The organism is Agromyces sp. Root1464 (genome assembly GCF_001427265.1).
GTDB classification, from domain to species: domain Bacteria; phylum Actinomycetota; class Actinomycetes; order Actinomycetales; family Microbacteriaceae; genus Agromyces; species Agromyces fucosus.
On record NZ_LMFU01000001.1, the window covers coordinates 1,215,541 to 1,240,956 of the forward strand.

Below are 25,416 nucleotides of genomic sequence, written 5' to 3' on the forward strand. Positions count from 1 at the left end.
TGTGCACCATCGTATCAATGGTCTCGATACGCTTCGCTACTCCGCCGGCCGACTCGGCGGGGCCGCGTTGCTACGCTGGCAGCGTGCTGCTCTCAGATCGCGACATCCGGGCCGAACTCGACGCGAACCGCATCGGGCTCGACCCGTACGAACCGGGCATGATCCAGCCCTCGTCGATCGATGTGCGCCTCGACCGGTACTTCCGTCTCTTCGACAACCACAAGTACCCCTTCATCGATCCGGCCGAGGACCAGCCCGAGCTGACCCACCTCATCGAGGTGCGGCCCGACGAGGCGTTCATCCTGCACCCGGGCGAGTTCGTGCTCGCCTCGACGTACGAGGCCGTGACCCTGCCCGACGACGTCGCCGCGCGCCTCGAGGGCAAGAGCTCGCTCGGCCGGCTGGGCCTGCTCACGCACTCGACGGCCGGGTTCATCGACCCGGGCTTCACGGGCCACGTCACGCTCGAGCTGTCGAACGTCGCCACCTTGCCGATCAAGCTCTGGCCGGGCATGAAGATCGGTCAGATGTGCTTCTTCCGCCTGTCGTCGCCGAGCGAGCGGCCCTACGGCTCGGCCGAGTACGCGAACCGCTACCAGGGCCAGCGCGGGCCGACGGCGTCGCGCTCGTTCCACCAGTTCCACCGCACGGATGTCGGTGTCACCGACGCAGGATCGCGGGGCGACTAGCCTGCACCGGCTGTTCAGAGGAACAGCAGCACCGCGGCGACGATCATCAGCGCCGCTGTCGAGACGTGGATGCCGAGGGCTGCCGACAGCCGGCCGTGGTTGCGGATGATCATGAGCGCGTCGCCGATCGGGATGAGCGCTTCGACGAGCAGGATGGCGGCGGCCGCCGCCGGACCGAAGAACACGAGCATCGCCAGCACGGCGAGCCCCGAGGCGATGTCGCGCGGACCCTTGATGTGCTGCCACGGCGTCACCTCGGGGGTGATCGCGGTGGTGAAGCCGAAGCCCTGCGAGACGGCCGTCGGCCACGCCAGGTACGAGATCCCGACGGCGATGATGCCGAGGGCGGGCACGAGGGCGGGCACGAGGGCGGGCACGAGGGCGAGCGAGGCGCCGATCCAGGTGGCGACGGTGAACTGGGTGAGGTCCATGTGGATTCCTATCGTTGACAGATTTATTGCGACGCTAGCATTCCTTTTGATCGAGCAGTAGTCTCGGATTCGTGGCAACGAGTGAACGCATGGCCCGGCGCCGGGAGCAGCGACGCCTGGCGATCCTCGCGGCCGCCCGGGAGTTCGCCGAGGCCGAAGGCTGGCCGTCGGTGACGTCGCGGCGCCTCGCCGATGCGATCGACTACACGCAGCCCGTCATCTACTCGCACTTCGACTCGATGGACGCACTGATCGACGCGGTCGCCGTCGAGGGCTTCGGTGAGATGGCCGACGCCCTCGCGCAGGCTCGATCGGGCGCGTCCACCCCAGAGGGCGCGCTCGAGGCGGTGAGTCGCGCCTATCTCCGGTATGCCGAGGCGCACCCAGCCATGTACGACGCCATGTTCGTGCGCGGCACGGGGCTCGCGTTCGCCGAAGCCGGCACCCTGCCGCAGCTCGTCGCGGGATTCGCCGAGATCCGCGCCGTGGTGCAGCCGTTCACCGAGCACCCCGACACGCTCGCCGAGGTGCTGTGGGCGAGCCTCCACGGCCTCACGATGCTGCAGCGCACCCGCCGGGTTCCGGGCGACGGCGAGGGCCGCCTGGCGGTGCTGCTCGGCCTCATCGCGAGCTGAACCGAGTCGGCTCGAGTCAGCGCGAGGCCGCCTGAGTCAGCCCACCGCTGCCGAGGGGTGCGCTGCGAGTGAGGCCTCCCGTGCCATCTGCCCGGTCGACGCCTCGTCACCCGCGAGCATGAACTCCATGACGGCGTCGAGCGTGACGTCGGCCCTGAGCACCCGGTTGTGGCTGAGCCCCTCGGTCGCGAGCAGCCGGGCGTGACCGCGGTTCGCCTCCAGCAGTCGCTCCGATTCGATGAACGGGATTCGCAGGTCGCCTCGGTCGTGCACGAGCAGCAGTGGCGTCTCGAAGGGCAGCGGATGCCGCACCGCCGAGTAGCGCTCGAAGGGGTCGGGCTGCCCGGTGAAGTCGCGCGCAGCGTATCTCGCGGCGAGGGCGTCGCGAGTCGAAGCATCGAGGCGGAGCATCGTGCCGAAGCCGTCGACGAATATGCGGGGGTCCGCTGCGCTGGCGATGCCGACGACCCGCGTCGCCGGGATCCCGCCGTGCACGGCCATGAGCGCGGCGAGCGAACCGAACGAGTGCCCGACGATCGCGTGCCACGCACCCTCGCGCCGGGTGAGCTCGCCGATGACGTCGAGGTGGTCGACGACGTACGTGTGGCGGCCGGGCGAGTCGCCGTTGGCCGGCCCGTCGAACGCGAGCACGCGGAACCCCTCGCTGCGGAGCTCGCGAACGAGTGGGGCGAACATGCTGGCGCGCGACTGCCAGCCGTGCGCGAGGAGGACGGTGCGCTCGCCCGCGCCCCACTCGTAGGTGACGACATCGACGCCCCTGCCCTGGATACCGGGAATGCGAACGGTGCCGCGACGAGCGGCACGATGCGTCGCGAGGTCGCTGGCGACGACGGGTGCGCGCTTCCCGACGCGCCGGAAGAGCGGCAGCGCGAGGGCCGCACCGAGGTCGGGGGAGATGCGCGCCGCGGCGCGCACTCCGGTGGCGATTGCGGACGCTGCTGACATCGTGGCTCCTCGGTGATGCACCTGACAATACGAACGGTCGTACGCATACTATACGAACGATCGTGCGTACAATCAAGACATGATCGAGACCGACGGGCGCAGGCTGAAGGGCGACGCGTCGCGACGCCTCGTGCTCGATCGCGCCGTCGACCTCGCCTCGGTCGAGGGGCTCGACGGACTCTCGATCGGCCGGCTCGCCGAGGCCGCGCACGTCAGCAAGAGCGGTGTCGCGACCCTGTTCGGCTCGAAGGAGCGCCTGCAGCTCGCCGCGATCGAGGCGGCGCGCCTGCGCTTCGTCGCGAGCGTCATCGAGCCGGCGCGCGGCGAGCCCCGAGGCATCCGTCGCATCGTGGCCCTGCTCGACGGCTGGATCGCGTACTCACGCGGCCGGGTCTTCGCGGGCGGGTGCTTCTTCGCCGCGACCACCGCGGAGTTCGACTCCAAGCCCGGGCCCGTGCGCGACGCGCTCGCCGCGGCCATGGGCGAATGGAACGGGTACATCGCCGCGTCCTTCGGCTACGCCGTGGCGCAGGGCGAGGTCGCGGCCGATGAGGATCACGAGCAGTTCGCCTTCGAGGCGACCGCGCTGCTCGACGCCGCGAACACCCGCTCATTGCTCGGTGGCTCGAACCTGCCCTACGTCTTCGCGCGGCGCGCGCTCGTCGCCCGCCTTCGCGCCGCCGGAGCCGACGACGCGCTCGTCGCGCGGCTCGCCGAGGTCGACGACCTCACCGCCTGACGGGGCGACCCGGGCCACGCGACCGCGTTCGCGGGCGCACCGATCAGGTCGTCGCGAACACGAGCGCGAGGGTCGTGTCGCCGCACGGCACCACGAACTGACCGCCGGGCAGCACGCCGGCCGAGGCCTGGCCCTGATGCTCGTGCAGTGGCGCGAGCACCGAGGCGAGCCCGTCGAGCCGGAGCAGCGCACCGGTGGCGTGCCGTGAGTCGGTCGAGGCGACGATGCGCCCCGAGGCGTTCACGAGGGTGCACGGATGCCCCGACTCGCGCAGCACCGGCAGCAGTTCCTGCTCGAGGCGGGCGACGTACGCGTCGGTGCCGACGACGCCGGCCATCTCGCCGTCGACCATGACGCCCGTGGTGATCGTGACGGTGTAGTCGTCGGTGCAGAGGTAGTCGACGTACGGGCCGGTGAGGTGACGCGTGCCGGTGCGTGCCGGGATGCGCCACCACTCGAGCGTCGTGTAGTCGCGGAACTGCTCGGCGTCGGGGTCGCTCTCGGCGTCGAGGCGACGCACGCCCCCGTCAGCGGCGGCGCGGAACGTGTTCGTGCCGCTCAGCCACCACGCGAGGTGCCACGGCGCATCGGGCAGGAACCCGGGCGCGGCCACGAACCCCGCGCCGGTGATCAGCGCGCTGGAGTCGTCGAGGGCGGGGCGCACGAGCGCGGCGACGACGGGGTCGAGCTCGGCGGCGCTCGGCTCGGCGGTCCTCGCGAGGCGCGCCTCGAGCTCGTCGCGCCAGGTGTCGATGAGCGCGAAGAGCGGGTCGATCGTGGCGGCGATGCGGTGGGCGATGGTGTCGGCTGCGTTGACGACGGGGGTGGTCATGGCCTCAGCCCTTCCGGTCTTCGGCATCCGGTGCCGGTTGCCGACCCTGTTCGGGACCCTGCTGCGGGGACTCGAGCCGGGACTTCTCGTCGATGAGCCACTCGGTGGCGGCTGCGATGTGGTCGGTGGTCGCGCGCCGTGCCCGTGGCGGGTCGACGCTGCGGATCGCCTCGATGACCTCGACCCGCGCCTGTCTACTGCGGTCACGATACGCCTGTTCGCGCAGGCACAGCCAGAGCAGGGGGCCGGATTCGGCCTGCAGGCGGAGCTCCTCGTGCACGAGCCGGGGCGACTGGCTCACCGCGGCGATCTCGAGCTGGAACCGGCTCATCGCCCGTCGGGCGCCGCCCGCGGAGCCGAGGTCGGCACGGGCGTCGACCTCGACGAGGCTCGCGAGGTCGTCGTCGCTCGCGCGATCGGCCGCGACCTCGGCCGCCATGCCCGCGATCGCGGCGTAGTGCAGGGAGAGATCGCGCAGCTCGATGCGGCTGAGCGCGCGAACCCGCGCGTCGGTCATGCGCATGGCGGCGTCGCGGTCGTGGGTGACGAAGCTGCCACCGTCGCGGCCTCGTCGCGTGAGCACGAGGCCCTTGTCGCGAAGCGCCACGAGCGCCTCGCGGGCGGTCACGACGGCGACGCCGAGGCTCTTCGCGAGTTCGGACTCGCTGGGGAGGCGCTCGCCGTCGCGCAGCACGCCCGCGACGATCGCATCCGTCAGTCGCTGCTCGACGAGTTCGGCGCGACCGGCCCCCTCGAGCGGCGAGAAGACGACCGCGCGCGTGGCGTCGGAGCGGCTCGTGGCCTGCGGCATCCGACCTCCCCGCATCTGTGCTGGCGAATCCGTGACACGACCGTAACACGGGGGTCTGGACTTTTACATCTGGAGTCATATGATTCTGGACAGACGAACATCTGGTTTCAGATGTTTCGGGTCGCATCGAAGGAGATGTCCATGACCGAGACGCAACCGGCCATCCGCCTCACCGCACTCACCAAGGAGTTCGGGGCGGTCACGGCGGTCGACCACGTCGACCTCGAGATCGCGGCCGGCGAGTTCTTCTCGATGCTCGGGCCGTCGGGCTCGGGCAAGACCACGGTGCTGCGGCTCATCGCCGGCTTCGAGCAGCCGAGCGGGGGCACGGTCGAGCTCTTCGGGCAGGATGTCACGAAGCGAGCGCCGTTCGACCGCGACGTCAACACGGTGTTCCAGGACTACGCGCTGTTCCCCCACATGAGCGTGCTCGACAACGTGGCGTACGGCCTTCGCGTGCGCGGCCTCGGCCGCAAGGAGCGAAACGAGCGCGCGCTTCGCGCCCTCGCCTCGGTGCGGCTCGAGCAGATGGCCGGCCGCAAGCCCTCGCAGCTCTCGGGCGGCCAGCGCCAACGCGTCGCCCTCGCGCGGGCCACCGTCGTGCAGCCGAAGGTGCTGCTGCTCGACGAGCCGCTCGGCGCCCTCGACCTCAAGCTCCGCGAGCAGATGCAGGTCGAGTTGAAGCAGATCCAGCGCGAGCTCGGCATCACCTTCATCTTCGTCACGCACGACCAGGAGGAGGCGCTCACGCTCTCCGACCGGATCGCGGTGTTCAACGACGGCCGCATCGAGCAGCTCGGCACCCCCGCCGAACTCTACGAGCGCCCCCGCTCGCGCTTCGTCGCCGACTTCGTCGGCACCTCGAACCTCTTCGACGCCGACCGCTCACGCACGATCCTCGGACGCGAAGGCCACCACTCCGTGCGCCCCGAGAAGATGACCGTGACACGCGACGGCCTGCGCCAGCAGGGAGTCGTCGACGTGCCGGGCACGGTCGTCGAGGCGATCTACCTCGGCAGCGGCGTGCGCCTCGTCGTCGACCTCGACGACGGCACCCGCGTGACCGTGCTCGAGCAGAACGACCGGGGTCGCCAGCACGACGACGAGCGCGGCGACCGCGTCGTCGTCTCGTGGCACGACGACGACGTCGTGCCGCTCGGCATCGAGGTGCTCCCGGGGATCTCGGGCTGACGCACCACGCACGTTCTCGACGACCGCATCGAAGACCAGCACCACAACTGCACCACACGGCACACCAGAAGAGGAGAGAACCATGAAGCGCACCACGCACACGGCACGCCGCGGCGCGACCGTGGGACTCGCGATCGCCTCGATCGCGATGCTCACCGCCTGCGGCACGACGTCGGGCGGCGGTTCGGACGGCGGCGAGGCCGCCACCGAACTCGGCGAGATGGAGGGCCAGGTCTCCCTGCTCGCCTGGCCCGGATACGTCGAGGACGGCTCGAACGACCCCGCCGTCGACTGGGTGACGCCCTTCGAGGAGGACACCGGCTGCGAGGTCACGACGAAGACCTTCGGCACCTCCGACGAGGCGCTGAACCTCATGAAGACCGGCGACTACGACGTGGTCTCCGCATCGGGCGACGCGTCGCTCCGCCTCGTCGCCGCCGGCGACGTGGCACCCGTCAACACCGACCTGATCCCGAACTACGAGAACATCTACCCGTTCCTGAAGGACCAGGCGTGGAACTCGGTCGACGGCGTCGCGTACGGAGTGCCCCACGGCTACGGCGCGAACCTCCTCATGTACAACACCGAGGTCTTCCCGACCGCACCCACCTCGTGGGACGTCGTCTTCGACGGCTCGAGCGAGTACGCCGGCCAGGTGACGGCGTACGACTCGCCGATCTACATCGCGGACGCCGCGGTCTACCTCATGGCGCACAACCCCGAGCTCGGCATCGAGAACCCGTACTCCCTCGATGAGGAGCAGCTCGCCGCCGCGGTCGACCTGCTGAAGCAGCAGCGCGAGAACATCGGCGAGTACTGGTCCGACTACCTCAAGGAGATCCAGGCCTTCACGACCGGCGACACCGTCGTCGGCACGAGCTGGCAGGTCATCGAGAACGTGCTCGAGAGCGAGGGTGTCGCGACCGATGTCGTGCTGCCCGAAGAGGGCACGACCGGATGGTCGGACACCTGGATGATCGCGTCGGAGTCGAAGAACCCGAACTGCGCGTACGCGTGGCTCGACTACATCGCCAGCCCCGAGGCGAACGCCGCGGCCACGTCGTACTTCGGCGAGGCTCCGTCGAGCGACGAGGCCTGCGAGTACCGCGAGGACTGCGAGGCGTACCACGCCGGCGACGCCGACTACGCGTCGCAGATCTGGTATTGGTCGACCCCGATCGAGAAGTGCCTCGACGGCCGCACCGACGTGCAGTGCACCGACTACGCCGCGTGGACCGAGGCGTGGCAGGAGATCAAGGGCTGACCCCGCCCACCACGGGCCGGGGGAGACCTCGCGAGGACTCCCTCGGCCCCGCGGCATCCGGATCATTCGACCGACAGGACACGCATTTGACGCACGCGACCGTGCCCCGACCGCGGGAGACCCCGGCACGCCGGGTCTCCGTCTTCCTCAGCACGCACCCACGCGCCCGGCTCGGCCTGCTGCTCAGCGCACCGCTCTTCTGGCTCGGCATCGTCTACATCGTCGCCCTCGTGCTGCTGCTCGTCACCGCGTTCTGGTCGGTCGACAGCTTCACGGGCGAGATCACCCAGGAGTGGACGCTCGACAACATCGTCACGGTGATCACCGGCTCGCTGTACCAGACGGTGACCCTGCGCACCTTGGGCGTCGCGCTCGCCGTCACGCTCATCGACGTGGCGCTCGCGCTGCCGATCGCGTTCTTCATGGCGAAGGTGGCGACGCCGCGCATGCAGCGGATCCTCGTGATCGCGGTGCTGACGCCGCTGTGGGCGAGCTACCTCGTGAAGGCCTACGCCTGGCGGTCGGTGCTCTCGCAGGACGGCATCCTCGAGTGGCTGCTCGCGCCCTTCGGTGGCAGCACGCCCGGCTACGGCTTGCCCGCGACCATCATCACGCTGTCGTACCTGTGGCTGCCGTACGTGATCCTCCCGATCTATGCGGGACTCGAGCGCGTGCCGGACTCGCTGCTCGAGGCCTCCTCCGACCTCGGCGGGCGCACCTGGCCGACGCTCCGCCTCGTCGTCTTCCCGCTCGTGCTGCCGGCGATCATCGCGGGCACGATCTTCAGCTTCGCGCTCTCGCTCGGCGACTACATCACGGTGAACATCGTCGGCGGCGCGAACCAGATGCTCGGAAACCTCGTCTACACGAACGTCGGCGCGGCGAACAACCTGCCCCTGGCCTCGGCGATCGCGCTCATTCCGATCGTGATCATCTTCGGCTACCTCTTCCTCGTGCGTCGCACCGGCGCGCTCGACAACCTCTAGGGGCGACGGATGCGACTCTCCAGACTCTCCCGCACGATGCTCGGCGTCGTGACCGGCGCGATCCTCCTGGTCGTCTACGTGCCGCTCTTCGTCGTGCTCGTGAACTCGTTCTCGACGTCGACGTCGCTGACCTGGCCGCCGCCCGGCTTCACGCTCGAGTGGTGGGGCCGGGCGTTCCAGAGCGCCGGAGCCATGGAGGCCGTGGCGACGAGCGTGCAGATCGCGGTGATCGCCACGATCGTCTCGCTCGTGCTGGGCACCCTCATCTCGCTCGCCCTGCAGCGCTTCGAGTTCTTCGGGCGCGAGGCGATCAGCCTGCTCGTGATCCTGCCGATCGCACTCCCGGGCATCATCACGGGTATCGCGCTCAACAACTTCTTCCGCACCATCATGGGGGTGCCGCTCTCGATCTGGACGATCGTGATCGCGCACGCGACGTTCTGCATCGTCACGGTGTTCAACAACGTGATCGCGCGGCTCCGGAGGCAGGGCACCAACCTCGAGGAGGCGTCGGCCGACCTCGGGGCAGGGGTGTGGACGACCTTCCGGCTCGTGACCTTCCCGCAGTTGCGCTCGGCGCTGCTCGCGGGCGGACTGCTCGCCTTCGCCCTCTCGTTCGACGAGATCATCGTGACGACGTTCACGGCCGGGTCGGGGGTGACGACGCTGCCGATCTTCATCCTGAACAACATGTTCCGGCCGAACCAGGCGCCGATCGTGTCGGTCATCGCCGTCGTGCTCGTGCTCGTCTCGATCATCCCGATCTACATCGCACAGCGACTCTCGGGCTCGGAGGCTGAGAAGCGCTGAGGTGCGACGAGCGGATGCCGCAAGCAGACGAGGGACCCGCCGGTGGCGGGTCCCTCGTGGTGTGCAGCGATGCCCGGGGGCGGCGCGCTGCTGTGTTCGGCCGGGCTCAGGCGCGGTCGCGACCGCGCCCGTGGCCTTCGTGGCCGTGGTCACCGCGCTCGTGCGGGTGACCGGGGCGACCGGCGTCGCCGTGCAGGTGGACGTGCACGTGGACGTCGTTGCGAGTGGCGCCGTGGCCGTGGCCGTGGCCGTGGCCGCACCGACCGTGGCCGGCGCCGTGCCCTTCGCCGCCGTGACGTCGGCCGAAGCCCTCGCCGTGGTGACGTCGGCCGAAGCCTTCGCCGCCGTGACGTCGGCCGAAGCCGCGTCGGCGCCCACGCGGCATCCGCGCGCCTTCGACCCAGCCGAGCTCGCCGGCGATGGCCTCGAGCGAGGCCATGGTCGTGGCGAAGTCCTCGGGGCTGACGGCGCCGGCGACCTTCGCGCGGAGCGTGGCGACGCGCTCCTGCAGTGAGGCACGAGCGGTCTCGCCGGCCTCGGTGAGGCGCCAGGCGCCGGGTTCGCCCTCGACCCAGCCGCGCTCGACGAGGGGCTCGACGCGCTCGGGGCGCGCTGCGAGCTTCTCGCTCATGCGGGGGTCGGTGACGGTGCCCGCCACGAGGTTGAGGCGCCGCCAGTCGCGGCGCGTGAGGCCCTCTTCGGTGAAGAGGTCGCCCATCGCCTCGTCGAGGCGGCGGTCGATGACCTTGAGCCAGAAGCCGAAGGGGCGGGGGCTCGCGGAGAGGCTGTCGGTGCTGTTGGTGTTCTGAGTTTCGTCGGGGGTGGTCATTCGTATTCCTTTCGTGACGCGAAGCGCGTCGAGGTCGCGGGCGGCGCTGGAGGCTCGCCCGCAGAGGGCGGGTGCGCTCGGGCGGCGTCGCCTCAGTCGGCGTTCGCTTCGACCCGGGTGGAGCACCCGATCAATTGCATGCACTGTAGCATGTATATGTACAATGACATACATGAACGCATCGAGTCAAGTCCCTCCCGGAGAACGTTCAGGGTCGGATGCCGCGGGCGCAGCCCCGAACGACCCGATCACCTTGATCGAACAGGCCCTCGTCACGATGCGCCGCGATCAGGAACGCCGGCGGCTCCAGCGCCGGGCCGAGCACTTCGGGCAGGAGGGCCACGACGGGCACGGGGGCGGGCACTCGCACGACCACCCGCACGGGCACGGGCACGACGGGCACCATCCTGGGGAGCATCCGGGGCACGCCGACCACGAGCGCGGCGAGGGGGCCGAGTCCGACGACCGGCGGGGCCACCGCGGCGGGCGCGGAGGCCCCGACGGATGGGGCGGGCGAGGTCGCGGGCGAGGCCCGGGTGGCGGTCCCGGCCGTCACGCGCTCGCGCACGCTGCGCGCTTCCGCCTGCTCGATGCGCTCGAGGGCGCCGAGCGCCCGCCCTCGGTGAGCCAGCTCGCCGAGGCGATCGGCGTCGATCAGCCGCGCGCGAGCCGACTCGTGCAGGCGGCCGTCGAGGCGGGGCATGTGCGCCGCGAGGCGGACCCGACCGACGCCCGCCGGAGCGCCCTCGTGCTCACCGCTTCCGGCCGCAAGCTCCTCGAGAGCGCCCGAGACACGCGACGCGGCGCCGTCGAGACCGCGCTCGCCGCCTTCACTCCCGAGGAGACCGCCGAGTTCGCGCGTCTACTCTCGCGCTTCATCGCCGACTGGCCGCGCGACGAGGGCTAGACGCATCCGCACAGGAGGGAACCCCGTGGCCACAGCCCATGACGACGCGCGCGGCAGGCCGGCCGCCGAGCGCGCCCTGCGCCCGCAGGCCCGCACCACCGAGCGCCGCGAGGCCGTGCTGAAGGCGGCGATGAACGTGTTCGGCGCCCGCGGGTACAACAAGGGCGCTCTCGTCGAGGTGGCCGAGCAGGCCGGGATGACCCATGCCGGCGTGCTGCATCACTTCGGCAGCAAGGAGGGGCTGCTCGTCGCCATGCTGAAGTACCGCGACGGCGAGGAGGTCGCGGGCGTGCCCGCCCGTGCGCAGACCGAGGGCCCGGCGTTCCTGCAGCACCTCGTCGACACGGTGGAGGAGAACACACGACGCCGCGGCGTCGTGCAGGCCTACGCCGTGCTGTCGGGGGAGTCGGTCACCGACGGGCATCCGGCGCACGAGTACTTCCAGGCGCGCCTCGACGTGCTGCGCGAGAAGATCGCCGGCGTGCTGGGCGAGGTCACCGGCAACACCGACCCCGACGACCTCGCCGACTCGGCCTCCGCGCTCATCGCCGTCATGGACGGCCTGCAGGTGCAGTGGCTCCTGAACCCCGACGCCGTCGACATGACCCGCATCGTGGGCCGCACGCTCGACGAGACCGTCGCCCGCCTGCGTGCGCGGGCGAGCGACTGACCGCTACCTCGTCGGTGCGCTCGCCTTCACGGGGATGAGGAGCGCGAGCCCCAGCGCGATCACGAGCACGATGCCGAGGATGCCGTAGTACGGCTCGCCGCCGATCGTGACGAAGAGCGCGAAGGCGGTCGGCGCGAGGAAGCTCACGGCGCGACCGGTCGTGGCGTAGAGGCCGAAGACCTCGCCCTCGCGACCGGCGGGGATGAGGCGGGCGAGGAAGGTTCGGCTCGCCGACTGCGCGGGTCCCACGAAGAGGCAGAGCGCGAGACCCGCGGTCCAGAACACGATCTGCCCGCCGTCGTGCAGGAAGAACACGATGAGCCCGCTCACCACGAGCCCGATGAGGGCCGCCATGATCACCGGCTTCGCGCCGAGCTTGTCGTCGAGCGCGCCGACGGCGATCGTCGAGATGCCGGCCACGACGTTCGCCGCGATGGCGAAGATGATGACCTCGCCGGCAGAGAACCCGAAGACGGATGCCGCGAGCACGCCGCCGAACGTGAAGACGCCCGCGAGGCCGTCGCGGAAGACCGCGCTCGCCAGCAGGAACCAGACGGTGTTGCGCTGCTCGTTCCAGAGCCGCTTGATGTCGCGGCCGAGGCGTGCGTAGGAGGCGAAGAAGCCGATCTTCTCCCGCTCGACGGCGGCGGGGTTGCGGTACTCGGGCACCGCGAACAGCACGGGCAGGGCGAACAGGCCGAACCACAGGGCGGAGACGAGCATCGTGACGCGCACGTCCATGCCGTTCTCGCCGGTGACCCCGAAGAGGCCGACCTCGGGCTGGATGAAGCCGAAGTACACGACGAGCAGCAGCACGATGCCGCCGACGTATCCCATGCCCCAGCCGAAGCCCGAGACCTTGCCGATCGAGCGGGGCGTGGAGACCTGCACGAGCATGGCGTTGTAGTTCACGCCCGCGAACTCGAAGAAGACGTTGCCGGCGGCCACCAGGAACAGGCCGAGCAGCAGGTACTCGGGGCCGGGCTGCACGAAGAACATCGCGACCGTGATGGCCACGACGATGTACGTGTTGACGGCGAGCCAGAACTTGCGACGGCCGCTCGTGTCGGAGCGCTGGCCCGTGATGGGTGCGAGCAGTGCGATGAGCAGGCCGGCGATCGCGAGTGCCCAGCCGAGCTGCGCCTCGACCGTGCCCTTCGGCCCGAACGACTCGCTCGTGAGGTACACCGTGAACACGAACGTCGTGACGACCGCGTTGAACGCCGCGGACCCCCAGTCCCAGAGACCCCACGCGAAGATGCGCCCCTTGCGCGCGCCGGCCTCCGCAACGGCCTCGACCTGCCCGGTCGCCACCCCGATCGTCGCCGCGGCCCCGTCGGCCGGGGTGAGGTGCGAGGGCGGGAAGTTGCGGGGCCCTTCGGGTGAGCGCGGCGCGTCGGGATCGGTCATGGGCTGCAGTCTCGTTCTCTCAGGTGAACAGCGGGTGGCGGATGCCGCGGCCGGGCGCGACCCGGGCGGCCTCGCTCGCACGAGCCGGGGTCCTCATCGACCCGAGGGCACTGTATCGCTGCTGCGGACCCCGCCGCTCGCGGCTCGCGGCCTGCCCGGCCGCGAGCCGGGTCGACTACTGCAGTTCGCGCACCTCTCGGAGCAGGCGGTTGTCGCCCACGAAGTGCAGCACGCCGGAGTCGAGCAGCACCGACGGCTGGTCGTTCGCGTCGTAGTCCGCCGGCGCCTGGTAGCTGCCGTCGCCCTGGTGGGTGTCCTCGAGCCAGCCCTCGGCTTGCAGCTGATCGAGCCATGCCTGGCCCTGGTCGCCGACCTCGAGCCGGGCGTACCAGACGGCGACGTCGCTGTTCGGCTTGTTCCAGACGCAGACGAGCGCGCCCTCGTCGGCCATGCGCTCCATGGCAGGGCCGAGGAGGAACGGATTCTCCCGGGGCTCGTGGCCCTCGGCGGCGAGCCGCGTGTATTCGGCGTCGGTGAGCACGGTGTCGCAGCTGAGCGCACCGGCCTCCGGATCGGAAGGTGCCTCCGTGGCGGTGGCGGCGGGATCAGCCGTCGCCGAGGCCTCCGGGGCAGCGCCGGAGCCGGACGTCGCGGGTGCGCCGGCGCCGCAGCCGGTGAGGACGAGGGCGAGCGCGCCGGCGGCGATCGTCGCGAGGAGTGTGGTTCGAGAGGCCATGCCCAGAGAATAGGAACATATCTTCCTATTCGCAACGGATGTGCTCGAACCGTGACCCCATCTCAGGGATACCCCTGACATCGCGCGGCCCTCAGACGCTCACCGCTCAGCTGTAGACCTCCGCGATCAGCTCGCCGAACAACTGCTCGGCGTCGCACTCGAGGCGCTGCCGCGTGAACCAGTCGCAGACGTTCCGGCAGTCGCGGTGCAGCAGGTCGAAGCCCTGCGGGTTCGACACCACGTCGACGACCTGCGGCAGGTCGATCGCGACCATCCTGCCGTCGTGCACCAGCAGGTTGTACGGCGAGAGGTCGCCATGCGCGAGCCCCGAGCGCGCGAGCGTGCGCATGAAGCCGACGACCTGGTGGAACAGTTCCCGCAGCTCGTCGGGCGTCGCCCGCACCTGTGCGAGGCGAGGCGCGGCGACCCGGCCGTCGCCGATGAACTCCATGAGCACCTCGGTGCCGCTCACCTGCACCGGGTACGGCACGGCCGCCCCGAGTTCGGTGAGCCGGGTCAACGCCTCGAACTCGGCGTAGGCCCACTGCATGCGCGCGACCTCGCGGCCGAACGTCGTGCCCTTGGCGAGGGCGCGCGCGTCACGGCTGCGACGTGTGGTGCGGCCTTCGGTGTAGACGGTCGAGCGGTGGAAGTCGCTGTGCTCACTGCCGCGATACCGCTTCGCGGCGAGCAGCACGTGCTTGCCGAGCGTGCCGGGTTCGGCGTCGGGCACGGCCCGTTCGATGAGGCAGAGGTCGGCCTCCTTGCCGGTCTTCACGACACCGAGTTCGGTGTCGATCGCCGCGGCATCCGTGACGAGCCACTCGGGTCGCGGCTGGGGGCCGCGCTCGAGCGGAGTGGTGGCCGGCCAGGTCGACCAGCGTTGGCCCTCGCCGGGTTCCGTGGTCTGGAAGGCGAGGTCGCCCGCGTCGAACCGCGGGGTCATGAATGAAGTGGATGCCGCGTGCGCACGCACGACGGCGGATTCGTCGAGAGACGAGGTGATGTGCAAGGTGGATCTCCGAAGGTCGCGGAGGCCACCGGACCGCTCAGCGGGTGGAGGCCTCGCAAGTGAAGGGAACATGGAGGTTCACGACAACGACAGCCATGATCGACTCCTTTCTTCACCGGATGCACCGGAGCGGATGCTGCGCGAAAGGGCAGCGTCGGCAGCTTAGGGCGTTTCGCCGGCGGCGTCCAGTGTCATCGTTCGCTGAGCCCGTCGAAGCGGGAGGCGGAGTAGGGTCACCCCATGCGAGGCGACCCGGGGCAAGCGGCATCCGACACCCTGCTGCTCGTCGAGGGGAACAGCGACCGGCTCGCGGTCGAGGCACTCGCAGTACGGCTCGGGCGCGACCTGGCGGCCGCGCGGGTGCGGGTCGTCTCGATGGACGGGATCACGAACCTGCACCATCGCCTCGGTGAACTCGCCCGTTGGCCCGAGCGGCCGCGGGTGCTCGGCCTCTTCGACGCCGCCGAGATCTCCTACGTGCAGCGTGCTCTGGAAGGCGGTGGACTCGGTTCAGCCGCCACCCTGCCCGAGCTGGCCGGGCTCGGGTTCTTCGCGTGCGACCCCGACCTCGAAGGGGAGCTGATCCGTGCGCTCGGCGTCGATCGCATGCAGCAACTGCTAGCCGAGCACGGCGAGATCGTCCGCTTCCGCGGGTTCCAGCATCAGCCCGCGCAACGCGGGAGGGCGACGGACGCGCAGCTCCGGCGATTCCTCGGCACGCACGCCGGGCGCAAGGCGCAGTTCGCGCCGCTCATGATCGACGCGCTCGAGGAGTCGCGGATCCCGGCCGGGATGCGGGCGCTCATCGAGACCGCGGTGGAGCACCCGGAAGACGCCGTCAGGCTCGGTGCTGCACCACGACCGTCGGGTCCGCCACCTCGATGACGACCGGGCTCGCGCTCGCCGCGACGTCGGCATCGGCGATCCGCCAGACCCGCACCGCGGTGCCGACTCCCGGCACCTGCGTCTGCAGCAACGGGCGACCCGACGAGGTGCGCGGCCGCCAGCTCCCGCTCAGCGTCGCTCCCCGGCCGAGCGTCACGACGAGGTCGAAGGAGGAGACGGAGCCGTCGTCCGAGAGCGCGATGCGCCGGTCCGCCACCGTGCCCGGCTCGGCTCGGGCGCGATCACGGTGCTCCTGCCAGGTCTCCTGCAGCGCTCGCTCGGCGGCCGCATCCTGGATCGAACCGACCAGGATCGCCCACACGACGACCGGAATGCCGCCGATCATGATCGTGAAGATCAGGTTGAACCACCAACCCGGCGTCTCATCGGTCCAGAGCGGCACGAGGGCGACGGCGGCGCCGACGGTCGCGATCACACCGGCGAGTGCGAACATCGCGCGCCCGAGGGTGCGCATCCGCTTCGGGAGCAGCAGGGATTCCGGCGCGCTCTGCGGGGTGTCGAATCGCTCGATGAGGTGCACGACGTGGCCGGCAGTGGCGTCGGAGGACGGCTTCAGCATGGCCGCATCGTAGCTTCAGCCGGGGAACGAGTCGTGAACGGGCTCTTCCGGCGGCGTCCGCGATGTGGTTCAGTGAGCCATGGAACCTCATGGAGCCGCCGGGGGCCGGTTCAACGGACGACTCGCCATCCTGCTCGCGATGGCCATGTTCGTGCTGGTCGTCGACACCTCCCTCATGAACGTGTCCATCTCGGCAGTCGTTCGCGATCTCGACACCACGGTGAGCGGTGTGCAGGGCGCGATCGCTCTCGAGGCGCTCGTCTCGGCGGCGTTCATCCTGATCGGCGGCAAGACGGGCGACCTCATCGGGCGCAAGCTCGCGTACATCCTCGGCCTGCTCGGCTACGCGATCGGCGCGATCGCGATGGTGTTCGCGCAGGACCTCACCGCGATCATCATCTTCTGGGCCTTCATCGGCGGCATCGGTGCGTCGCTGCTGCTGCCGGCGATGCAGTCGCTCATCCACGGCAACTTCGAGGGGGCGCAGCAGACCCGGGTGTACGCCCTCGTCGGGGCATCCGCCGCCATCGCGGCCGCCGTCGGCCCGCTCCTCGGCGGGTTCATCACGACCTTCCTCTCCTGGCGGGTCGGGTTCGCGCTCGAAGCCGTGATCATCGCGGTCGTACTGGCCGGCATCGGACTCGTGAAGGACGTTCCGTACCACGGCGACCGCTCGATCGACCTCGTCGGGGCGTTCCTCTCGATCGTCGGCATGGGCGGCGTCGTCACCGGCATCCTCGTCTGGCAGGAGGGCGGCGGCTACGTCGGCCTCATCATCGGCATCGGCGTGCTCGGCCTCGGCCTGCTCGTGTTCTGGCTGCGGAGCCGCAAGCGTCGCGGAAAGCCGACGCTGCTCGACCCGACGCTGTTCGAGTCGAAGATGTTCCGAGCGGGTGCGAGCGGGCAGTTGCTGCAGCAGATCGCCCTCGGCGGCACGATGATCGTGCTGCCCATCTACCTGCAGATGGTCTTCGAGTACAACGCGTTGCAGGCCGGACTCTCGATCGCGCCGCTGTCGCTCAGCATGTTCGTCGTCGCGCTGCTCGCCGGTCGCGGACTCAAGCGGCGCCCCGCCACGATCATCCTCTGGGGATTCGCCCTCGTCGTCGTCGGCATCGCGGTGGTCGTGCCGATCGTGCCCATCGCCGACTCGGGCTGGTACCTCACCATTCCGCTCGTCGTGGCGGGCTGCGGACTCGGCCTCCTCGTCTCGCAACTGAACAACTACACGCTCTCGCCGATCTCCGACGAGCGCGTCAGCGAGGCGGCGGGCGTGAACTCGGCGGCCGGCTCGTTCGGCCTCTCGTTCGGCCTCGCCTTCGCCGGCGCGATCATGCTCGCGACGCTCGCCTTCACGTTCACCGCGAGCGCCGAGGCGAGTTCGGTGCTCAGCCCCGACGAGCAGCAACAGGTCTCGTCGGTGCTCGAGGAGGACGCCGAGATCATGACGAACACCGGGCTCGAGGAACTCCTCGTCGATCAGCCTCCCGAGGTGCAGGCGGAGATCGTGCGCATCAACACCGACTCCCGCTTCATCGCCCTGCAGGTCGCACTGCTCGTGCCGATCCTCGCCGGTCTCCTCGGCGTCGCGAACGCGCTGCGGATGCGCCGGCTCCCCGACCCGAAGCCCTCGGCGTCGGCGGAGGGCGCGGCGCTCGGCTGACGAACGGCGGCGTCGGCGGCTTTCGCGCGGCCGTTCCCGTTCGAACGACTCTCTATGCTGCGGGCGCGAGCATCGTCGCGAACGTGGGAGCGCTGACGAAGGTGAGCGTGCCGTCGGTGAGGACGGCGATCGGGCTGATGCCGCTTCCCGGTTCCGCCGGCCCGCTGTACGCCCGCGCCACCGGGTCATCCGTGAGCACGTATCCGGTCTCTGCGAGCGCCTCGGTCCAGGCGTCATCGGGCGGCGTGACCCCGATCTGCACCACCGTCAGTGCGATGTCGGTGTTCGGCTTGCCCCAGCTGCAGGCGACACCGCCCGCCTCCACCATCCGGACGGCGAGTGCATCGAACACGCGGGGGGCGGGAAGCGGCTCGAGTCCGTCGTCGGTGAGTTTCTGGTAGCCCTCCGCCGCGAGCACGGTTTCGCACGTCGCGGACGGCGCGGCGCTTAGTGTCGGTGTCGGTGTCGGTGTCGGTTTCGGCGACGCGCTCGGGGCCGATGATGCCGATGAGGCGGCTGGCGACGACGTCGACGGCGCAAGGTCATCGGTCATCGTGCACCCGCCGAGCAGGGCGATGGCGACGGCAGCGATCAGGGCACCGCCGATGGCAGGGCGTCGAGTCATGGTCGCCAGCATATCGACCGCTGGTCAGGCGCTACAGCTGCCGTCAGATGCCGAGTTCGTCGTCGATCGCGACGATCGATCGCAGCGTCTTGCCGGGGGCGGTGAAGTACGTGACGCCATCGACATGCGCCATCGCCGGCTGGAGATCCTCATCGAACTCCGGATACCGAACGAGCGCCCCCGGCACCGGGCCATCGACGGCGGTCCATCCGGATGGCGCTAGTTCGGCGACGCGGGCGTTCCACAGCTCATCCGACTCGGCGAGACGAGCGATCCAGACCCGGTCGTCACCTGCAGCCCAGAGGCACTCGAGTGCGCCATCGGCGACGAGGTCGGCGCCGGCTGGCTGGGGATAGTCGTCTCCTTCCGGACGAAACTCGAGGCCTCGGTCGTCGAGGGCCGCGTACCCGTCCAACGTCAAGAGGTTCGAGCAATCCAGGACCGTCTCCGCCTCCGGGGTGGGCTGATCGGCGATGTCGGTCGTAGGAGTGGGCTGAGCTTCGACCGCTTCGGGCGACGCGACGGGCGTCTGGATCGTCGCCGCATCTCCCGCGCTTGCACACCCGGCTAGGAGCAGGACCGAGATGCCGGCCGCAAGGATCGAGCCGGTCGTTGAGAGTCGGGTCATGCCCGGAGCATATAAGGGCGAACCGGCGTGGGCCCATCCGGGCCAGCCCTGATGCGGGCTTCGCGCTGTTCGGGAGCGCCGAGAGGCAGAGTCCAGGTTGCCGGCGACTTCACCGACTCTTACAGCCAGCCCGGGAGTTTCGCCGTCGGCCGTCAGCTCGAACCGATCGCCCAGATGGCGTGCAGCACCCCGACGCTCACGAGCCCGACCGCCCTGGACGCCGCTACCATCCCGGAAGCACCCGGCACGACTACGGCATGGTCCAGGTGGCCGGCGGCTTGGCCTGCTCGTAGAGCCAGGTCTGGAAGAAGGCGTCGAGGTCTCGGCCCGAGACCTCCTCGAAGACGGCTTGGAAGTCCTCCGCCGTTCCCGCCGAGTCGTCGAAGCGCTCGAGCCAGAGCCGCGTGCCCGCGAAGAACGCCTCGTCGCCGAGCTCGACGCGGAGCGCGTGCAGTGTGCCCGCGCCACGGTCGTAGACCGGCTCCTGGAACAGTCCCAGCGGGCCCGGGTCGCCGATCTGGAGGTCCCAGTACTCGGCATCGGCATCTTCGGAGGCGTACCAGTCGTTGTACGACTCCTGGACGGGGGTGCCGCCGTCCGCCTCGACCCACATCCAGGTCGCGTAGGTCGCCCACCCCTCGTTGAGCCAGATGTCCTGCCAGCGCTCGGGGCTGACCGCGTCGCCGAACCACTGGTGGGCGAGCTCGTGCGCGACCGTGCCTTGTCTCGCCTGGCTCGAGTAGACCGGGCGGGTCTGCGTCTCGAGGGCGTACCCGACGGTGTCGTTGTCGACGATCGCCCCGAAGGCACTGAACGGGTACGGGCCGAAGCGGCTCTCGAAGAAGTCGAGCATGTCGACCTGTCGCGCGAGGCTCGCGTTCGTGGTCGCGAGCCTCGCGGGCGACAGCTTCGTGTCGACCGCGTCGATGATCGGTACGCCGCTCGACGAGAGGTACGGGTCGCGCAGGTCGAAGTCGCCGACCGAGGCGGTCGTCAAGTAGCTCGCCTGCTGGTCGGGGGCGTCCCAGTACCAGGTGGTCCAGCCGCCGGCGGTCTCCTCGGGTTTCGGCTGCACGCCGTTCGCCACGGCGGTCTTGCCCTCGGGCACCGTGATCGCGAAGCTGTAGCTCGCCTTGTCGGTCTGGTGGTCGCTGACGGGGTACCACGTCATCGAGCCGTCGGGCTCGCTGACCACCATGGCGCCGTCGCGCGTCGTCACCCAGCCGTAGAGGGCGTCCTCGATGTCGAGGGGCCGGGTGGTCGGGCCGCCGTATTCGACGACCACCTGTACGCTCTGGCCAGACTTGAGCTTCGGGCGCGGCTGCACGGTGAGCTCCCAGCGGCGCTCCTCGTCGTTCTGCACGCGCCAGTACGCGGCGCCGTCGACGACGGCGCCGGCGGCCGGTGGCGCGACGGCCTTCGCGGGCTTGCCGTTCACCGTGACCGAGTTGACCGCCATGCCGCGCAGGTCGAGGTTGAACCGGTCGAGATCCTGCGTGGCCACGAGGTCGATCGTCGCGGTGCCGTCGAACTGCCCCACGAGCGGTGCGGGTTCGGCGGCCGGCGGCGTGTAGGTGACATCGAGGTCGTAGTGCTGCACGTCGTAGCCGCCGTTGCCGGAATACGGGAAGTACACGTCACCCGCTCCGGGCGCGCCCGCCGTGTAGCGCGGGCCGTTCGGCGTCCCGGGAGCTGCGATCGCGCCGGTCGCCCCGAGTCCCCCGATCACCGCGAGTGCGACCGTCAGGCCGCCTGCCAGTTGCATCCGCCTCTTGTTCACGATCGCTCCCGTCGCCGTATCCGCATGGCCGTGCCCTCGGCGAAACTCTATGGACGGGCGGGCTCGGCCGGTAGCCCCCGCCTCGGAATACTGGACGCCGGCTGTGAGTTGAGTCAAGTACACTCAAGTTTCACCACCTCGACTTGACACGTTCACGGGGCGCTGAGAAGCTTGAGTCGGCAAGGCTCAAGTCTTGCCTCAGGTACTTCGGTTGCGGGCCAGCAAGGGTCGAACCGGTATCCGGCCAGCTGATCCACGGGCCGCGCGGCACTCGCGTGCGGCCGGGGCCGCCGGCCGGGAGAAGGAGAACACACATGTCACGTGCAGTAGGAATCGACCTCGGCACCACCAACTCGGTCGTCGCGGTCCTCGAGGGCGGCGAGCCCACGGTCATCGCGAACGCGGAGGGTCTGCGCACCACCCCGTCGGTCGTCGCGTTCACGAAAGACGGCGAGGTGCTCGTCGGCGAGACCGCCAAGCGCCAGGCGGTCACCAACGTCGACCGCACCATCGCGTCGGTCAAGCGCCACATGGGCACCGACTGGAAGACCGACGAGATCGACGGCAAGCAGTACACGCCGCAGGAGATCTCGGCGCGCATCCTGCAGAAGCTGAAGCGAGATGCAGAGCAGTACCTCGGCGACACCGTCACCGACGCCGTCATCACGGTGCCCGCGTACTTCAACGACGCCGAGCGCCAGGCGACGAAGGAGGCCGGCGAGATCGCGGGCCTCAACGTGCTGCGCATCATCAACGAGCCCACCGCCGCCGCGCTCGCGTACGGCCTCGACAAGGGCAAGGAGGACGAGCTCATCCTCGTCTTCGACCTCGGTGGCGGCACGTTCGACGTGTCCCTCCTCGAGGTGGGCAAGGACGACGACTTCTCGACCATCCAGGTGAAGGCGACCGCCGGCGACAACCGCCTCGGCGGCGACGACTGGGACCAGCGCGTCGTCGACTGGCTCATCAAGAAGTTCAAGGAGTCGACCGGCGTCGACGTCTCGAACGACAAGATCGCCAAGCAGCGCCTGAAGGAGGCCGCCGAGCAGGCCAAGAAGGAACTGTCCTCGAACCTGAAGGCGTCCATCCAGCTGCCCTACCTCTCGCTCACCGAGAACGGCCCCGCGAACCTCGACGAGACGCTCACGCGCGCCGAGTTCGAGAACATGACGAGCGACCTGCTCGACCGCACGAAGAAGCCGTTCGAAGACGTCATCCGCGAGGCGGGCGTCAAGCTCTCCGACATCGCGCACGTCGTGCTCGTCGGTGGATCGACGCGCATGCCCGCGGTCAGCGAGCTCGTGAAGAAGGAGACCGGCCAGGAGCCCAACAAGGGCGTCAACCCCGATGAGGTCGTCGCCGTCGGCGCCGCTCTCCAGGCGGGCGTCCTCAAGGGCGAGCGCAAGGACGTGCTCCTGATCGACGTCACCCCCCTCAGCCTCGGCATCGAGACCAAGGGCGGCATCATGACGAAGCTCATCGAGCGCAACACGGCCATCCCGACCAAGCGCAGCGAGACCTTCACGACCGCCGACGACAACCAGCCGTCGGTCGCGATCCAGGTCTTCCAGGGCGAGCGCGAGTTCACCCGCGACAACAAGCCACTCGGTACCTTCGAGCTCACCGGCATCGCGCCGGCGCCGCGGGGCATTCCGCAGATCGAGGTCACGTTCGACATCGACGCCAACGGCATCGTGCACGTGTCGGCGAAGGACAAGGGCACCGGCAAGGAGCAGCGCATGACGATCTCGGGCGGCTCGAGCCTCCCGAAGGACGACATCGAGCGCATGGTGCGCGAGGCCGAGGAGCACGCCGCCGAAGACAAGGCGCGTCGCGAGTCGGCTGAGACCCGCAACCAGGCCGAGCAGCTCGTCTACTCGATCGAGAAGCTGATCAAGGACAACGACGACAAGCTCCCCGCCGACGTAAAGTCCGAGGTGCAGGGCGATGTCGACGCGCTGAAGACCGCGCTCGCGGGCGAAGACGACGACGCCGTGAAGTCGGCGTTCGAGAAGCTCAACGCATCGCAGGGCAAGCTCGGCGAGGCGATCTACGCGCAGAGCCAGGCCGACGCCTCCGCTCCGGCCGGCGAAGACGCGACGCCCACCGGTGAAGAGGCCGCGTCCGACGAAGACGTGGTCGACGCCGAGGTCATCGACGACGAAGAAGAGAAGAAGTAACCATGTCAGGCAAGCACGAGAACGAGCCGGAAGGCCTCGATGACGAACTCATCGAGGCCGAGGGGCCCGATATCGAGACGCCAGAGGCTGAGACGGATGCCGCGGCATCCGCTGCCGGTGACGACGACGAGGTGCTCACGGTCGACGACATCCTGAACGCGGCGAACGCCGAGGTGCAGGATCCGAGCGACGAGCACCTCGCCGACCTCAAGCGCATCACCGCGGAGTACGCCAACTACCGCAAGCGCACCGAGGCCAACCGCGAGCTCGAGCGCGAGCGCGCCGTCGGTGCGGCCGTGGCCGTGCTGCTGCCCGTGCTCGACGACCTCGACCGGGCCGAGAAGCACGGCGACCTCGACGGAGACGCGCCGTTCGCGACCATCGCGGCGAAGCTGCGCGGCGCTGCCGAGAAGCTCGGCCTCACCTCGTTCGGCGAGGTCGGCGAGCCGTTCGACCCGCAGCGGCACGAGGCGATCTTCCAGCAGCCGGCCGACGACGTCGAGATCGACACGGTCGCCGACGTCGTCGAGACCGGGTACGCCCTCGGCGGCACGCTGCTCCGCGCAGCGAAGGTCGTCGTGAAGACCCCGCAGTAGTGCATCCGCCGGTCGAGTAGCGCGAAGCGCGTATCGAGACCCGTTCGAGGTCTCGATACGCTCCTTCGTCGCTACTCGACCAGCGGGATCGCGTGCCCCGACAGACAGACCCGACTAGATTTCAGAAGAGGAGGTGCCGGTGGCCAGTCAGGATTGGTTCGACAAAGACTTCTACAAGGTGCTCGGCGTCTCCAAAGACGTGAGCGACGCAGACCTCAAGAAGACGTACCGCAAGCTCGCGCGCAAGTACCACCCCGACTCCAACCCCGGTGACGCTGCCGCCGAGGCGAAGTTCAAGGAGATCAGCGAGGCGCACTCCGTGCTCGCCGATCCCGAGCAGCGCAAGGAGTACGACGCCGTGCGGGCCATGGGCTCCGGCGCGCGTTTCACCGCGCCCGGCAGTGCCGGCGGCGCGGGCGGCTTCGAAGACGTCTTCGGCGGCATGTTCGGCCAGGGCGGCGGCGGTCGCGGCCAGTCCTACACGTTCCAGCAGGGCGGCGACTACGACGACCTGCTCGGCGGGCTCTTCGGCGGCGGCCGCTTCGGCCAGCCCACCGGCGGCTACCGCGGCGCCGGCGGGCCCACCAAGGGTCGGGATGTCACGGCGTCGACGACGCTCGACTTCGTCACGGCCACCAAGGGCGACCAGATCACCCTGCAGACCGCAGAGGGCAAGCCGATCACGGTGCGAATCCCCGCGGGTGTCGCCGACGGGCAGAAGATCCGACTGCGCGGCAAGGGTCAGCCCTCGCCCGACGGCGGCGAGCCCGGCGACATCGTGCTGACCGTGACGGTGCGCAAGCACCCGGTCTTCGAGCGCGACGGCCTGAACCTCAGGGTCACCGTGCCCGTCACCTTCACCGAGGCCGCCCTCGGCGCGACGATCCAGGTTCCGACCCTCGGCGGCGGCCCCGTCAAGCTGCGGGTCGCCCCCGGCACGCCGAGCGGCCGGGTCCTGCGCGTCAAGGGCCGCGGAGTCGAGACCCCGAAGGGCACCGGAGACCTGCTCGCGGTCGTGCAGGTCGCCGTTCCATCCCATCTCTCGAAGGAGGCGGAGGCGAAGCTCGAGGAGTTCGCCGCGCTGCTGCCCGACGAGAATCCCCGCGACGACCTGCTCGCGAAGGCGAAGGGCTAGGCGGTGGAGATGAACGAGAGGAGCCCGCTCTTCGTCATCTCCGTCGCCGCCGAACTCGCGGGCATGCACCCCCAGACGCTGCGCCAGTACGACCGGCTCGGGCTCGTCTCGCCGACCCGCACCGCGGGCAAGTCTCGGCGGTACTCGATGCACGACGTCGTGCAGTTGCGTGAGATCGCCCAGCTCTCGAGCGAGGGCGTGAGCCTCGAGGGCATCCGACGGGTGCTCGGACTCGAAGACGAGGTGGCGACCCTGCGCGCCAGGGTGCGCGAACTCGAGGGCGCGCTCGCCGACGAGATGCTGAACCGCCCGGGCCGCCGCGTCTTCGCGGCGGGTTCGGCCGGCGAGGTCATCTCGCTGCGAGCCGGAACCCGCGTGCGCCGCGAGAACGCGGTCGTCGTGTGGCGTCCGCTGGAGCGCGAGTAG

28 protein-coding genes are annotated in these 25,416 nt (G+C 69.9%); 15 read left to right on the top strand and 13 right to left on the bottom strand.

Annotated elements, in window-relative coordinates:
* Window positions 1-83 precede the first annotated feature (83 nt).
* The gene (gene dcd, locus ASD23_RS05560) at window positions 84-689 is read left to right on the top strand and encodes a dCTP deaminase (RefSeq protein ID WP_056007332.1); all 606 of its coding nucleotides are present in this window, start codon (window positions 84-86) and stop codon (window positions 687-689) included.
* 14 nt (window positions 690-703) lie between these two features.
* On the opposite strand, the gene ASD23_RS05565 is transcribed toward dcd, so the two are convergent.
* A complete protein-coding gene (locus ASD23_RS05565) occupies window positions 704-1,120 on the bottom strand; it encodes a DUF4267 domain-containing protein (RefSeq protein ID WP_082571211.1) in 417 nt (138 codons plus the stop codon).
* A gap of 71 nt (window positions 1,121-1,191) precedes the next feature.
* On the opposite strand from ASD23_RS05565, the gene ASD23_RS05570 reads away from it, so the two are divergent.
* The gene (locus ASD23_RS05570; RefSeq protein ID WP_056007335.1) at window positions 1,192-1,755 is read left to right on the top strand and encodes a TetR/AcrR family transcriptional regulator; all 564 of its coding nucleotides are present in this window, start codon (window positions 1,192-1,194) and stop codon (window positions 1,753-1,755) included.
* A gap of 36 nt (window positions 1,756-1,791) precedes the next feature.
* On the opposite strand, the gene ASD23_RS05575 is transcribed toward ASD23_RS05570, so the two are convergent.
* Window positions 1,792-2,721: an alpha/beta hydrolase family protein gene (locus ASD23_RS05575; protein WP_082571212.1), complete on the bottom strand. Its 930-nt coding sequence runs from the start codon at window positions 2,719-2,721 to the stop codon at window positions 1,792-1,794.
* A gap of 79 nt (window positions 2,722-2,800) precedes the next feature.
* On the opposite strand from ASD23_RS05575, the gene ASD23_RS05580 reads away from it, so the two are divergent.
* Window positions 2,801-3,460: a TetR/AcrR family transcriptional regulator gene (locus ASD23_RS05580; RefSeq protein WP_056007344.1), complete on the top strand. Its 660-nt coding sequence runs from the start codon at window positions 2,801-2,803 to the stop codon at window positions 3,458-3,460.
* A 43-nt stretch (window positions 3,461-3,503) separates the two neighbouring features.
* On the opposite strand, the gene ASD23_RS05585 is transcribed toward ASD23_RS05580, so the two are convergent.
* Together ASD23_RS05585 and ASD23_RS05590 are read right to left on the bottom strand one after the other, a co-directional pair.
* Window positions 3,504-4,292: a cache domain-containing protein gene (locus ASD23_RS05585; RefSeq protein WP_056007347.1), complete on the bottom strand. Its 789-nt coding sequence runs from the start codon at window positions 4,290-4,292 to the stop codon at window positions 3,504-3,506.
* 4 nt (window positions 4,293-4,296) lie between these two features.
* Entirely contained in the window at window positions 4,297-5,103 is an 807-nt protein-coding gene (locus ASD23_RS05590) for a FadR/GntR family transcriptional regulator (protein WP_082571213.1), read from the bottom strand.
* Between the two features lie 141 nt (window positions 5,104-5,244).
* Between ASD23_RS05590 and ASD23_RS05595 the strand changes: the two genes are divergently transcribed.
* The 4 genes from ASD23_RS05595 to ASD23_RS05610 all read left to right on the top strand — a co-directional run bounded on the left by ASD23_RS05595 (window position 5,245) and on the right by ASD23_RS05610 (window position 9,354).
* Window positions 5,245-6,294, top strand: a complete 1,050-nt coding sequence (locus tag ASD23_RS05595) for an ABC transporter ATP-binding protein (RefSeq protein ID WP_056007956.1) — start codon at window positions 5,245-5,247, stop codon at window positions 6,292-6,294.
* Window positions 6,295-6,376: 82 nt separating this feature from the next.
* Window positions 6,377-7,558, top strand: a complete 1,182-nt coding sequence (locus tag ASD23_RS05600; protein ID WP_056007352.1) for an ABC transporter substrate-binding protein — start codon at window positions 6,377-6,379, stop codon at window positions 7,556-7,558.
* Window positions 7,559-7,644: 86 nt separating this feature from the next.
* On the top strand, window positions 7,645-8,544 hold the full coding sequence (locus ASD23_RS05605) for an ABC transporter permease (protein WP_199470642.1): 900 nt from the start codon (window positions 7,645-7,647) through the stop codon (window positions 8,542-8,544).
* A gap of 9 nt (window positions 8,545-8,553) precedes the next feature.
* Window positions 8,554-9,354, top strand: coding sequence for an ABC transporter permease (locus ASD23_RS05610; protein ID WP_056007353.1), 801 nt, complete (start codon window positions 8,554-8,556; stop codon window positions 9,352-9,354).
* Between the two features lie 106 nt (window positions 9,355-9,460).
* On the opposite strand, the gene ASD23_RS05615 is transcribed toward ASD23_RS05610, so the two are convergent.
* Both ASD23_RS05615 and ASD23_RS19195 read right to left on the bottom strand, forming a co-directional pair.
* Window positions 9,461-10,183 (bottom strand): hypothetical protein, encoded by a 723-nt coding sequence (locus ASD23_RS05615; protein ID WP_056007357.1) that lies wholly within the window; start codon window positions 10,181-10,183, stop codon window positions 9,461-9,463.
* Window positions 10,184-10,391: 208 nt separating this feature from the next.
* Window positions 10,392-10,886: a hypothetical protein gene (locus ASD23_RS19195; RefSeq protein ID WP_235507660.1), complete on the bottom strand. Its 495-nt coding sequence runs from the start codon at window positions 10,884-10,886 to the stop codon at window positions 10,392-10,394.
* On the opposite strand from ASD23_RS19195, the gene ASD23_RS19200 reads away from it, so the two are divergent.
* Together ASD23_RS19200 and ASD23_RS05625 are read left to right on the top strand one after the other, a co-directional pair.
* Window positions 10,806-11,090: a MarR family winged helix-turn-helix transcriptional regulator gene (locus ASD23_RS19200; RefSeq protein WP_235507658.1), complete on the top strand. Its 285-nt coding sequence runs from the start codon at window positions 10,806-10,808 to the stop codon at window positions 11,088-11,090. The two genes, ASD23_RS19195 and ASD23_RS19200, sit on opposite strands and share 81 nt — an antisense overlap.
* Before the next feature lie 25 nt (window positions 11,091-11,115).
* Window positions 11,116-11,760 (top strand): TetR/AcrR family transcriptional regulator, encoded by a 645-nt coding sequence (locus ASD23_RS05625; protein WP_056007362.1) that lies wholly within the window; start codon window positions 11,116-11,118, stop codon window positions 11,758-11,760.
* Window positions 11,761-11,763: 3 nt separating this feature from the next.
* On the opposite strand, the gene ASD23_RS05630 is transcribed toward ASD23_RS05625, so the two are convergent.
* From ASD23_RS05630 to ASD23_RS05640, 3 genes are all read right to left on the bottom strand, one after another.
* Window positions 11,764-13,170: an MFS transporter gene (locus ASD23_RS05630; protein ID WP_056007364.1), complete on the bottom strand. Its 1,407-nt coding sequence runs from the start codon at window positions 13,168-13,170 to the stop codon at window positions 11,764-11,766.
* 175 nt (window positions 13,171-13,345) lie between these two features.
* Window positions 13,346-13,906: a hypothetical protein gene (locus ASD23_RS05635; RefSeq protein WP_056007366.1), complete on the bottom strand. Its 561-nt coding sequence runs from the start codon at window positions 13,904-13,906 to the stop codon at window positions 13,346-13,348.
* Window positions 13,907-14,012: 106 nt separating this feature from the next.
* A complete protein-coding gene (locus ASD23_RS05640) occupies window positions 14,013-14,852 on the bottom strand; it encodes a serine protein kinase RIO (protein ID WP_056007965.1) in 840 nt (279 codons plus the stop codon).
* A gap of 306 nt (window positions 14,853-15,158) precedes the next feature.
* On the opposite strand from ASD23_RS05640, the gene ASD23_RS05645 reads away from it, so the two are divergent.
* Window positions 15,159-15,803: a TOPRIM nucleotidyl transferase/hydrolase domain-containing protein gene (locus ASD23_RS05645; RefSeq protein WP_200941681.1), complete on the top strand. Its 645-nt coding sequence runs from the start codon at window positions 15,159-15,161 to the stop codon at window positions 15,801-15,803.
* Here ASD23_RS05645 and ASD23_RS05650 read toward each other — a convergent pair.
* Window positions 15,757-16,383: a hypothetical protein gene (locus tag ASD23_RS05650; RefSeq protein ID WP_056007369.1), complete on the bottom strand. Its 627-nt coding sequence runs from the start codon at window positions 16,381-16,383 to the stop codon at window positions 15,757-15,759. The two genes, ASD23_RS05645 and ASD23_RS05650, sit on opposite strands and share 47 nt — an antisense overlap.
* Window positions 16,384-16,462: 79 nt before the next feature.
* Between ASD23_RS05650 and ASD23_RS05655 the strand changes: the two genes are divergently transcribed.
* Window positions 16,463-18,046 (top strand): MFS transporter, encoded by a 1,584-nt coding sequence (locus ASD23_RS05655; protein WP_056007372.1) that lies wholly within the window; start codon window positions 16,463-16,465, stop codon window positions 18,044-18,046.
* A gap of 52 nt (window positions 18,047-18,098) precedes the next feature.
* On the opposite strand, the gene ASD23_RS05660 is transcribed toward ASD23_RS05655, so the two are convergent.
* From ASD23_RS05660 to ASD23_RS05670, 3 genes are all read right to left on the bottom strand, one after another.
* Window positions 18,099-18,464: a hypothetical protein gene (locus ASD23_RS05660; RefSeq protein ID WP_056007373.1), complete on the bottom strand. Its 366-nt coding sequence runs from the start codon at window positions 18,462-18,464 to the stop codon at window positions 18,099-18,101.
* A gap of 250 nt (window positions 18,465-18,714) precedes the next feature.
* A complete protein-coding gene (locus ASD23_RS18800; protein WP_157377016.1) occupies window positions 18,715-19,299 on the bottom strand; it encodes a hypothetical protein in 585 nt (194 codons plus the stop codon).
* Between the two features lie 250 nt (window positions 19,300-19,549).
* Window positions 19,550-21,064: a M1 family metallopeptidase gene (locus tag ASD23_RS05670; RefSeq protein ID WP_056007377.1), complete on the bottom strand. Its 1,515-nt coding sequence runs from the start codon at window positions 21,062-21,064 to the stop codon at window positions 19,550-19,552.
* A 329-nt stretch (window positions 21,065-21,393) separates the two neighbouring features.
* Between ASD23_RS05670 and dnaK the strand changes: the two genes are divergently transcribed.
* From dnaK to ASD23_RS05690, 4 genes are all read left to right on the top strand, one after another.
* Window positions 21,394-23,259, top strand: coding sequence for a molecular chaperone DnaK (gene dnaK / locus ASD23_RS05675; protein WP_056007379.1), 1,866 nt, complete (start codon window positions 21,394-21,396; stop codon window positions 23,257-23,259).
* A gap of 2 nt (window positions 23,260-23,261) precedes the next feature.
* A complete protein-coding gene (locus ASD23_RS05680) occupies window positions 23,262-23,855 on the top strand; it encodes a nucleotide exchange factor GrpE (protein WP_056007382.1) in 594 nt (197 codons plus the stop codon).
* A 139-nt stretch (window positions 23,856-23,994) separates the two neighbouring features.
* Window positions 23,995-24,990: a DnaJ C-terminal domain-containing protein gene (locus tag ASD23_RS05685; RefSeq protein WP_056007384.1), complete on the top strand. Its 996-nt coding sequence runs from the start codon at window positions 23,995-23,997 to the stop codon at window positions 24,988-24,990.
* 9 nt (window positions 24,991-24,999) lie between these two features.
* Window positions 25,000-25,416, top strand: coding sequence for a heat shock protein transcriptional repressor HspR (locus ASD23_RS05690; protein WP_056007968.1), 417 nt, complete (start codon window positions 25,000-25,002; stop codon window positions 25,414-25,416).

Coding starts and splice junctions, on each gene's coding strand:
- ASD23_RS18800 (WP_157377016.1), bottom strand. CDS start 19,299: ATGACCCGACTCTCAACGACCGGCTCGATCCTTGCGGCCGGCATCTCG.
- ASD23_RS05615 (WP_056007357.1), bottom strand. CDS start 10,183: ATGACCACCCCCGACGAAACTCAGAACACCAACAGCACCGACAGCCTC.
- ASD23_RS05595 (WP_056007956.1), top strand. CDS start 5,245: ATGACCGAGACGCAACCGGCCATCCGCCTCACCGCACTCACCAAGGAG.
- ASD23_RS05585 (WP_056007347.1), bottom strand. CDS start 4,292: ATGACCACCCCCGTCGTCAACGCAGCCGACACCATCGCCCACCGCATC.
- ASD23_RS05640 (WP_056007965.1), bottom strand. CDS start 14,852: ATGACCCCGCGGTTCGACGCGGGCGACCTCGCCTTCCAGACCACGGAA.
- ASD23_RS05575 (WP_082571212.1), bottom strand. CDS start 2,721: ATGTCAGCAGCGTCCGCAATCGCCACCGGAGTGCGCGCCGCGGCGCGC.
- ASD23_RS05670 (WP_056007377.1), bottom strand. CDS start 21,064: ATGCAACTGGCAGGCGGCCTGACGGTCGCACTCGCGGTGATCGGGGGA.
- ASD23_RS05630 (WP_056007364.1), bottom strand. CDS start 13,170: ATGACCGATCCCGACGCGCCGCGCTCACCCGAAGGGCCCCGCAACTTC.
- ASD23_RS05610 (WP_056007353.1), top strand. CDS start 8,554: ATGCGACTCTCCAGACTCTCCCGCACGATGCTCGGCGTCGTGACCGGC.
- dnaK (WP_056007379.1), top strand. CDS start 21,394: ATGTCACGTGCAGTAGGAATCGACCTCGGCACCACCAACTCGGTCGTC.
- ASD23_RS05635 (WP_056007366.1), bottom strand. CDS start 13,906: ATGGCCTCTCGAACCACACTCCTCGCGACGATCGCCGCCGGCGCGCTC.
- ASD23_RS05645 (WP_200941681.1), top strand. CDS start 15,159: ATGCGAGGCGACCCGGGGCAAGCGGCATCCGACACCCTGCTGCTCGTC.
- ASD23_RS19195 (WP_235507660.1), bottom strand. CDS start 10,886: ATGCCCCGCCTCGACGGCCGCCTGCACGAGTCGGCTCGCGCGCGGCTG.
- ASD23_RS05580 (WP_056007344.1), top strand. CDS start 2,801: ATGATCGAGACCGACGGGCGCAGGCTGAAGGGCGACGCGTCGCGACGC.
- ASD23_RS05590 (WP_082571213.1), bottom strand. CDS start 5,103: ATGCCGCAGGCCACGAGCCGCTCCGACGCCACGCGCGCGGTCGTCTTC.
- ASD23_RS05655 (WP_056007372.1), top strand. CDS start 16,463: ATGGAACCTCATGGAGCCGCCGGGGGCCGGTTCAACGGACGACTCGCC.
- ASD23_RS05650 (WP_056007369.1), bottom strand. CDS start 16,383: ATGCTGAAGCCGTCCTCCGACGCCACTGCCGGCCACGTCGTGCACCTC.
- ASD23_RS05680 (WP_056007382.1), top strand. CDS start 23,262: ATGTCAGGCAAGCACGAGAACGAGCCGGAAGGCCTCGATGACGAACTC.
- ASD23_RS05600 (WP_056007352.1), top strand. CDS start 6,377: ATGAAGCGCACCACGCACACGGCACGCCGCGGCGCGACCGTGGGACTC.
- ASD23_RS05565 (WP_082571211.1), bottom strand. CDS start 1,120: ATGGACCTCACCCAGTTCACCGTCGCCACCTGGATCGGCGCCTCGCTC.
- ASD23_RS05690 (WP_056007968.1), top strand. CDS start 25,000: ATGAACGAGAGGAGCCCGCTCTTCGTCATCTCCGTCGCCGCCGAACTC.